Origin of the sequence: Cohnella silvisoli, assembly GCF_021190915.1 — a bacterium.
GTDB classification, from domain to species: Bacteria; Bacillota; Bacilli; order Paenibacillales; family Paenibacillaceae; genus Cohnella; species Cohnella silvisoli.
Genome location: NZ_JAIOAP010000015.1, coordinates 205,907 through 214,444 on the forward strand (window position 1 = coordinate 205,907; position 8,538 = coordinate 214,444).

8 protein-coding genes are annotated in these 8,538 nt (G+C 44.4%); 1 reads left to right on the plus strand and 7 read right to left on the minus strand.

What is annotated here, in order from left to right:
• Nucleotides 1-51 precede the first annotated feature (51 nt).
• The 7 genes from K7P76_RS33530 to K7P76_RS24860 form a co-directional block, all read right to left on the minus strand.
• Nucleotides 52-1,185 (minus strand): response regulator, encoded by a 1,134-nt coding sequence (locus K7P76_RS33530; RefSeq protein ID WP_232188320.1) that lies wholly within the window; start codon nt 1,183-1,185, stop codon nt 52-54.
• A complete protein-coding gene (locus K7P76_RS24835) occupies nt 1,182-2,993 on the minus strand; it encodes a sensor histidine kinase (protein ID WP_232188322.1) in 1,812 nt (603 codons plus the stop codon). The genes K7P76_RS33530 and K7P76_RS24835 overlap by 4 nt, the downstream gene beginning before the upstream one ends.
• 113 nt (nt 2,994-3,106) lie before the next feature.
• Nucleotides 3,107-3,697: a response regulator transcription factor gene (locus K7P76_RS24840; RefSeq protein ID WP_232188324.1), complete on the minus strand. Its 591-nt coding sequence runs from the start codon at nt 3,695-3,697 to the stop codon at nt 3,107-3,109.
• Between the two features lie 3 nt (nt 3,698-3,700).
• Entirely contained in the window at nt 3,701-4,921 is a 1,221-nt protein-coding gene (locus tag K7P76_RS24845; protein WP_232188326.1) for a sensor histidine kinase, read from the minus strand.
• A gap of 31 nt (nt 4,922-4,952) precedes the next feature.
• Nucleotides 4,953-5,339, minus strand: coding sequence for an iron chaperone (locus K7P76_RS24850; RefSeq protein WP_232188328.1), 387 nt, complete (start codon nt 5,337-5,339; stop codon nt 4,953-4,955).
• Between the two features lie 99 nt (nt 5,340-5,438).
• Nucleotides 5,439-6,083, minus strand: a complete 645-nt coding sequence (locus tag K7P76_RS24855; RefSeq protein ID WP_232188356.1) for a formylglycine-generating enzyme family protein — start codon at nt 6,081-6,083, stop codon at nt 5,439-5,441.
• A gap of 208 nt (nt 6,084-6,291) precedes the next feature.
• Nucleotides 6,292-6,870 carry a TetR/AcrR family transcriptional regulator gene (locus K7P76_RS24860; protein WP_232188330.1) on the minus strand — a complete coding sequence of 193 codons (579 nt, stop codon included), beginning with the start codon at nt 6,868-6,870 and terminating at the stop codon, nt 6,292-6,294.
• Between the two features lie 183 nt (nt 6,871-7,053).
• On the opposite strand from K7P76_RS24860, the gene K7P76_RS24865 reads away from it, so the two are divergent.
• Nucleotides 7,054-8,256, plus strand: coding sequence for an MFS transporter (locus tag K7P76_RS24865; protein WP_232188332.1), 1,203 nt, complete (start codon nt 7,054-7,056; stop codon nt 8,254-8,256).
• Nucleotides 8,257-8,538: the final 282 nt, after the last annotated feature.

Here is an 8,538-nt window from a genome sequence, read left to right on the forward strand (position 1 = left end):
CAAACGCAAAAAAGCCCCCACCAAAGTAATAAGGACTACTTGATCCGTATGTTATGAACCCAAATCCGACAACAGTTGACCGTAAAGGGCCGTTACTTCATCCGATGGGCTTATTCCGAGCTCATTATACAGTGTTTCCGTGTATTGTTTATATTGGCGGTTCAATGCTTCTATGTTCTTCTGTAAAACCAAAGCCTTCATATGCAGCTTTATCGTTCCTTCATCGAGCTCGTTATAAGCCGTCAACTTCATCAATAGACGGATTGCGGTTTGCGTATCGCCTCTGATTAATAAAGCGTCGCACAGCCGATGGGTAAAGGATGTATACATCAACGATAGTCGTTCGACCTCGCTCCGTGCCCAAGGGAATACGCGATCCCCGAATAAATCTCCCGCATAGAGCTGCTCCAACTCTAACGCCTGTTCGATATGGGTATCATCCATTACAGCCATCTGCTTACAGCCTTCTTCAAAGCTAACAATATCAACATGTACTTGGTTAAGATCTAGCGCATAATAGTTGCTGTCGGAATGTATGCTCCCCTTGAGTCCATAATTGTCCAATAATTTACGCAACTGATAGACTGTCGTATTTAAATAGGTTTCGCCGTTCTTTAGAGGCATTTCCCCGAACATATCTTCGATGATTCTTGCTCTGGATACAAGTCTGCCTTTGTGCATTAACAAGTAGCCAAATAGCTCCGCGCTTTTGCTAGTCTTCCACTTGACCAACTCGTTCTGACCATTTCGAATCTCCATGCCGCCAAAACAATTAAACATGACTCGCATAAAGGAAGAGTCATGTTCCACCGAACCTTTTTCCGAAGGCATTCCGGAAAGCGCCCTTAGGACAGTATGATGAAGCCTTGCCTGATTAACGGGCTTTACGATGTAATCAAAGGCATATACATCAAATGCAGGCAGCGAATATTCTTTATGGGAGGTAACGAACACGATTTTCATTTGTCTGCCGCGCTCTCTTAACCGCCCTGCAAACTCAAGGCCGCTTTCCTTCGGCATATTTATATCCATAAATATCAAATCCACGTCTTGGTTCGACAGAAACGAATAGGCCGTCGACGTCTCCTGGAAACTTCCCACAATCTCGACTTCATCGACTTTGTCGAGCATTCGCTTCATAATGATATGCATGCCTTTCTCGTCATCGATAATAATAACCTTCACACGATGTCCCTCCTTCCAACTTGATGATCCGTTTGATCGGAAGTTATAGGAGGTATGGGGAGGGAGAAATAGAAGGTGCTTCCTTGCGCAAGCGTACTCTCAAACCAAATTTCTCCTCCATTCAAGCGAACAAATTCCCTGCATAGGGTGAGTCCCAGCCCGACGCCTCGTTCTCCAGCCGTTCCGAGCGATGAGACCGGATAGGCTTCCTGCAATAAAGATTCGGCTTGACCCTCCGGAATGCCTGATCCAGTATCGCTTACGGAGACGATTATTTTACCGTCCGCATAATCCGCCTTTAACCGAATGCTTCCCCCGTTTTCCGTAAATTTAATCGCATTGGAAAGTAGATTTCGGATAATTAAATCCAGCATTTCTTTATCTGCGAATACGTATAGGTTATCCGGTATATCCGATATGATTTTAATATTTTTACTAACGCTGCGAACCTGCATCAATCGCACATTCGTCTGAACCGTGTGGGCTAAATCCCTTATCACCGGGTTAAACACCATTCCGCCTCTCTGACTATGGAACCATTCCAACAAGCCTTCCACTAAAACAAATGTATTCTGAATTTGCTGCCCCATCTCGTGAACGATTTCATCATGGCTCTCGCCGCAAGTCTGCATCTCCTCTTCCATCAGCTCCATCAGGTTGATGAGTACCGCAAGAGGATCGCGAATATCATGGGCGACGACGTTAAACATCTTGTCCTTGAAGGTGTTCAACTCCGCCAGCTGTCTTGATTTATATAGCAGCGTTTCCTCGTTATGCACCGTTTCCGTTACATCGCTTAACAAAAGCATTTTACCGACGGGTTTTTCATTGTTGTCGCAGATAAGCGATAGATGGACATTATAGAATTTGGCATCCGCTTGTCTGATAATTTGCGCTTTATAATCCGAGGAAGACTCTTGCTTAATCAGCCTCTCCAATAGCTTGGGATACAAGGAGAAAATATGCGCAGCAGGCTGTCCAACCGCATTCTTGCGATTTAAACTTTCAATCGCCTGACTTGCTGACTGATTAAAGCTGGCAATACAATTATCCAGATCCAGTACGATGACCGCATCCTGCATCGATTCAAACACCTTTTGCAAAGCAAAAGGAGCCAGCCTCAGCATATTAAATTGATAAATCCCCCACATGTAACAAACTCCCGAGAAAACAAATCCAAATGGGGTAAAATCGATAGGTATGAGGGTAACCCCGCTTAAATATAAAAGCGTACCTCCATAAGGTCCGAAGGAACCTATCATCATAAAAGCAATTTGCTTCTTCATTCGAGGTGTCGCTTTACGATACATTTGGATCATTAACCCCATGCCAATGATAAAGAGGGTATAGGCATACGTCACATGCACCCAATACAAGGGCCCTTTAACCAAGGAAACCAGCGGAAAGCTCTCTGAGCTATCCATCGTCATACTCTTATAAAATAAATGATGCGCCCCATTCGTATAATGAGCAACAAGCGTAGTGACGGGAATTACCAACAGCAACAAGACCAACCGTTTGCGTACAAACGCTTGACGGCCTGTATATTGCAATACCATAATCATCCAGAGCATAGAGCCAAAGGGAATGCCAATATATTCTACGCGTAGCCAGTCGTGTATTTGGGCGATGGTAGGGCTAACAATCTCAAAAGCATATCCTAAGGTGTAGAATGCGCCAGCCAACATACCCAAGCCGTAGCTAATTGCAATCGGAAGCTCTCTTCTTTTCCAAGAAAGAAAGGCCATATTTAAGATGAAACAGGTAGCGACTATGAGCAGGGCTGACAAATATTGGTTGTAGTTCATAGTTAGCTCCTCTGCATGTCAACTTTTGTCGCTCATTTCCTACTATAAGACTATCTTTTCAAAAAAAAAGCTCCCCAAATGGGGAGGTAGGGCGATAAAATTTATTGGAGTTCTCAACCAAGAATCCTTAATTCTCTGGCACGCTGAAGCGCTCGTACGCGATTATTGACTCCAAGCTTTCTGTATACATTTTTAATATGAAACTTTACGGTTTCACCCGTGATGTTCAAGCGAGGGACGATTTCCTTGTTCGATAACCCATCCGCGATCAACCGTAGAACCTTCGTTTCCTGCTCGGTTAGTATTTCATTATGCGACACAGTGGGCTCGACTGCCCCGTTTCGATGTCTTTGACTAATCTTGTTCAACGTCTTTGATATTCGCTGGGCGGTTACAGGCTTCATTACATAATCCAAAGCGCTCATATCGAAGGCTTGGACCGCATAATCGTCATAGGCCGTTACAAAGACTACATCTATGGAAGCATCGAGATCAATCAACAGGCTCGAAAGCCGCATACCGTCGATTTCCGGCATAGAAATATCCAGAAATGCGGTATGTATCGGATTCGTTTTCGCAAATTCATAAGCTTCCAACGGGTTAAGAAACGTATGGCACATTTCGATTTCGCCGCTCTCGGATAGTATCCTCTTCAAACGGTTTACCGATAATTCTTCATCATCCACGATAATGACTCGCAGCATGCTTCAACCTCCTACCTGCTCGATTGGTCGTGCGGGAAGGTCGAAGAAAACCTTCGTGCCCATTCCTTCTGCGCTTTCAATACGGATGTTTCTTCCGTAAAGCAGTTGGATGCGCTGACTGATGTTCCATAACCCAATGCCTCTATTTGCCACATCCGGGTTTAGTATTTCATCCCGTTTTTTGTCGTTCATCCCGCATCCATTGTCTTCTACGGCAAAGCTGACTCCGGCGCCCTTTTCCTTTTTTACGGATATTTTTACTGTTCCGCCCCGCAAATTGGACATCAGGCCATGTCTTATGGCATTTTCCACCAATGGCTGCAAAATCAGCGGAGGAATCCGGATATCCAGATTTGCATCCACGTCGTACTCCACATTCAATCTGGCCCCAAATCGCGCCTTTTCGATGTTGATATACGCTTTTACCAACTCCAATTCATTTTCTATGGTTGTTAGCGACTCCAATTGTTTGAAGTCAAAGCTGCTTCTCAAATACTGCGACAGATTTAGCGTTAATTCCTCCGCCTTATTAGGTTTGTCGATGCACAATTCGGCAATGGAATTCAGGGTGTTGTATAGAAAATGAGGCTTGATTTGGGAACGCAAAAAGGCGATTTCCGCATCCTTGGCTTCCGATTGCAGCTGCTGATTTTTCTGGAGCATTCCCTTGATCGTTTCGTTTAAAGAAGTGAAGAACAACACAGCCATTACGGTAATAATGAGATGAATGAAATGTACCTGAAGAGCATTTAATGAAAAACCTCTAAAGGAAGAAACGACTATTAGTCCAACAAAACAATAGTAGATGGATAGGATCAGCGCAATTTGTATCCTCTTTTTCTTCTGTGCTTTAACGAAAACCTTTTGAAAGGGTACGACAGCCGGCATGCTAAATAACAGGGTCAGAATTGTTGTATAAAACCCCAAATCGACCCCAATATAAAATCGGTATAGGATGGTAAGCGCACATAACAGTATACCTGTTCGTAAGCCTCCATATAACGTTCCCAACAATAAGGGAACGATTCTAATATCCATATGGACATTGGAGCTAACATAAACAGGAAAGGTCATACATAATAGGATGGATAACCCGAATATTACGGATAGGATAATTCTCATTTGACCATTTCTCTCGGATCTCTCCGCGAAAAATATTTGCAGGGTGAATATTAGGGTCGCTATAAACGCTAGTTGCAGAATAAAATCCTTTATAAGGTTCATGGCATCCTATCACCTTTGTAAATAAGAGATATTACTTCTTTCTCAATTTTTCTTCTGCTCGCTCAATATTCTCAGCGACTCTGAATTGAACTATTTTGCTAATTAACTCATAAGGCAGGGGCTTTTCTATAGGAAATTGTATAGATCCTTTTGCCCATTTATACTCTGACAATTCATCCTTAAAAGCATTAACTCCGCTTGAAGCCGGGTAAAATCCGATATGATTTTTAAAAGCAGCAAAATGCACCAGATTTCCGTGCAACGCTAAAGTAGGCATTTGATAACTTATCTTTTCCGTTGCGTCCGGTGCCAACTCTTTTATATATTTTCTTAACGTATTAAGTATTTCCTGAACTTCGGGAGGAAACTTTGAAATATATTCATCGATTGATTCAAAAGCATTCTTGTTTCCTTCCATGATATTCTCCTTTCATAAGCCCTCAATATGATCATTATTATACATCACTTCTCTGGAACTCGTAATGTGCTCATTGTTGTGTCAAGCAGTGCCCCGAGGTCAAGCGTTCCGAGCAAGACGAAAGCCGAGATCATCGATGCCAAACGTTGGGTGACTACGGCGACGGCACGTCGCTCCACAGCCCCGAGCCTCTTCCGCCCAGCTTCCACCTCGGAAAACTCTATAGGAGCCGTATATTTTCACATCGTATAGATCCCAACACCACTCCCAAACATTTCCTAGCATATCGTAAAGCCCCCACGCATTCGGCAGCTTTTTACCTACCTCATGTACCTTGCCCTCAGAGTTTTCATGATACCAAGCTATCTCTTCAAGCTCGCCGTACCGATAACCACCCGATCCTGCTTTACACGCATACTGCCATTCCGCTTCTGTAGGAAGACGATAGCCATCCGCCTCCCAGTCACAGACGACACTTTCACCATCATCACTAACCGAGTAACATTCCTTTAGACCCGATTGCTGAGAAAGCAAATTACAAAAGAGAATAGCATCATTCCATGAGACGTCCACAACCGGAGTCTGAGGATGGTCATTAGGTCCTACTGTCTTTTGCAATATCGAGAAATATAACTCTTTCGTAACCGGAACCGGTGCAAGCAAAAAGGAATTCACCTTTACCGTCCATGTCGTCTTAATTCGATCGTCCCTTAATTCAATTTCACCTGCCGGAATATTCACCATTGGATACTCAGCATGATTAAGCCGTGCTTGTGGCACCTATCTTCCTCCCATTCCATCTTCTACTTCAACATACTTAACTTTTCAATCGCTTGTTGTTTACCATTATGTCAAACCCGGAGTCGGATGTGTTGAAGCTCGAAGGTAAGTAGTAACTGATCCAAATATTCGCGCCGACGTACCCAGGTTCGCGCAACAAGAGTCTGCGGCTTCAGGTCGAACGGATTCCTTCAAATGCGTTATTGACCAAATGTTGCACATAGGAATCGTCCAATTTTTCACCGGTTACCAGCAAGCGATAAAATATCGGGCCGTAAATGAGATCCGTGCTTAATGCGATATCGAGATTTTTCTTCAATTCCCCGCGATCAACCCCGCGTTCCATAAGAAGCCGGGCCTCAAGCCGGCGAGGCTGGAAGTATCGGGTCCGATACGCCTCCGCCAATCCTGAATCAAACTGCCCTTCGCCTATTAACTCCGTAATGATTGTACCCTCCCGACTTGTCAAAAACCGGGCTAAATTCGTGGCATGAATTAGAATATCATTGAGTGCTGAGCCCGTGTCAGGCACTGGCAGTCTTTCCGCGGCGGCTGAAAGAAAACCATCCATCACCACGGCAGCCTTGTTAGGCCACCATTTATAAATGGTGGCTTTGCTAACTTTGGCACGATCGGCAATTTTTTCTACCGTGACCGCTCCAAAACCACTTTCCAACAATAAATCATAAGACGCGGAAAGGATAGACTTATGCGTTTCAACATTACGCGGCCGCCCTCTTTTGCCCTCCATCTTATCCCTCCTTTTCGTGGAAACCAACAAATATAAACTATACGTTCAGTATACTGAATGTGAAATAAAAAGAAAAATGAAATTAGCTATTTACAAAACGATACGTTCAGTATATTATCTAATTATAAATTAATGAACTGAACGTTCAGTATTTATTTTAGCCAACATACAAGGAGGATTATCATGCAAAAGGAACAAGTATTGGAAGGTAACCGCATTTCAAGTTGGATGATGTTTGTGTTGGCAGCCGCGTGCGGTCTAATCGTTGCCAATCTTTATTATTCACAAACCCTTGTAGGACCTATCAGTGCCGCTACGGGTCTTTCTTCTACAGCAGCAGGATTAATTGTCACTTTAACTCAAATCGGTTATGTTGCGGGGCTGTTATTTATTGTACCGCTCAGCGACATTATTGAAAATCGTCGCCTCACGGTAGTAGCGCTATTGATTGTAGTCGGGGCCTTGCTTCTAGCCGCATTCGCCCCCAATGCATCGTTGTTCCTTACCGCGTCTCTGTTTATTGGAATAGGATCTGTGGTAGCCCAAATATTGGTACCTTATGCTACCTATTTAGCGTCCGAAGAGCAGCGCGGCCGAGTGGTCGGAAATGTGATGAGCGGCCTCTTACTCGGGATTATGTTTGCACGGCCGGTTGCAAGTTTTATAACCAGTATCTGGGGATGGCAAGCCGTATTTACTTTGTCGGCGATTGTTATCACGCTATTGACGGTTCTGTTGTCGCGTATTCTTCCCGAACGCAGGCCTACTCCTACGGTAACCTACGGTAAATTAATAATCTCTTTAGGCACCCTTTTAAAACAAACGCCTGCATTGCGCCGCCGAGCCCTATACCAAGCCTGTTTATTTGGAGCCTTTAGCCTCTTTTGGACTGTGGTTCCTTTGCGATTGGCGGATGATTTCGGAATGTCCCAGCAGGGCATTGCATTGTTTGCCTTAGTAGGTGTGGGCGGCGCAGTCGCAGCACCGATTGCCGGAAGATTGGCGGATAAAGGCTGGAGCAGATTGTTAACCGGGCTGGCCATGATCATTGCCGCCTTGTCTTTTTTGCTGATCTATCTTTTTCAAAGCCATTCAACTGTTGCACTCGTACTGCTCTTTCTTTCCGCGATTACGCTGGATATGGCCGTATCGGGAAACCTTGTAATTGGGCAGCGTGCGATTTATTCATTGGGAAGTGAAACGAGAGGGCGTCTGAACGGGCTTTTCATGTCTATTTTTTTCATCGGCGGAGCCATTGGCTCATCTGTGGGAGGTTGGTCTTATGCGCTCGGGGGCTGGAATTTAACTTCTCTTATTGGCGTCGTCCTGCCGCTTTTAGCTTTGCTTTACTTTTTCACAGAGAAAAGAACGAATGGAGTGCAATAACCGCTGCCGGTTTGCACTCCACGTGTTGAATCATTTCATTACCAAGAGGATGTACTTTTACCAGTCAAGTCCGTTGCCATTGCATTTCCAGCTGCGTCGGTTACCGTTCCGTTTACGCCTGCTGTATACGTAACGGTTACGCCGGATAGACGAGAGGGGCTGTCTCAAAAGCAAGAAAGTTTATGAATGAGACAGCTCATACTTAGCAAAAATCGATGGTTAAAACGAAAAATGGTGGTGCAGGAGGCTTATCCCTGAACCACCATTTTTCGATTTTGGTCA

What these genes read in the sequence shown, in the direction of transcription:
- K7P76_RS24835 (WP_232188322.1), bottom strand. Translation starts at nt 2,993, where the DNA reads ATGAACTACAACCAATATTTGTCAGCCCTGCTCATAGTCGCTACCTGT.
- K7P76_RS24840 (WP_232188324.1), bottom strand. Translation starts at nt 3,697, where the DNA reads ATGCTGCGAGTCATTATCGTGGATGATGAAGAATTATCGGTAAACCGT.
- K7P76_RS24845 (WP_232188326.1), bottom strand. Translation starts at nt 4,921, where the DNA reads ATGAACCTTATAAAGGATTTTATTCTGCAACTAGCGTTTATAGCGACC.
- K7P76_RS24850 (WP_232188328.1), bottom strand. Translation starts at nt 5,339, where the DNA reads ATGGAAGGAAACAAGAATGCTTTTGAATCAATCGATGAATATATTTCA.
- K7P76_RS24855 (WP_232188356.1), bottom strand. Translation starts at nt 6,083, where the DNA reads ATGGTGAATATTCCGGCAGGTGAAATTGAATTAAGGGACGATCGAATT.
- K7P76_RS24860 (WP_232188330.1), bottom strand. Translation starts at nt 6,870, where the DNA reads ATGGAGGGCAAAAGAGGGCGGCCGCGTAATGTTGAAACGCATAAGTCT.
- K7P76_RS24865 (WP_232188332.1), top strand. Translation starts at nt 7,054, where the DNA reads ATGCAAAAGGAACAAGTATTGGAAGGTAACCGCATTTCAAGTTGGATG.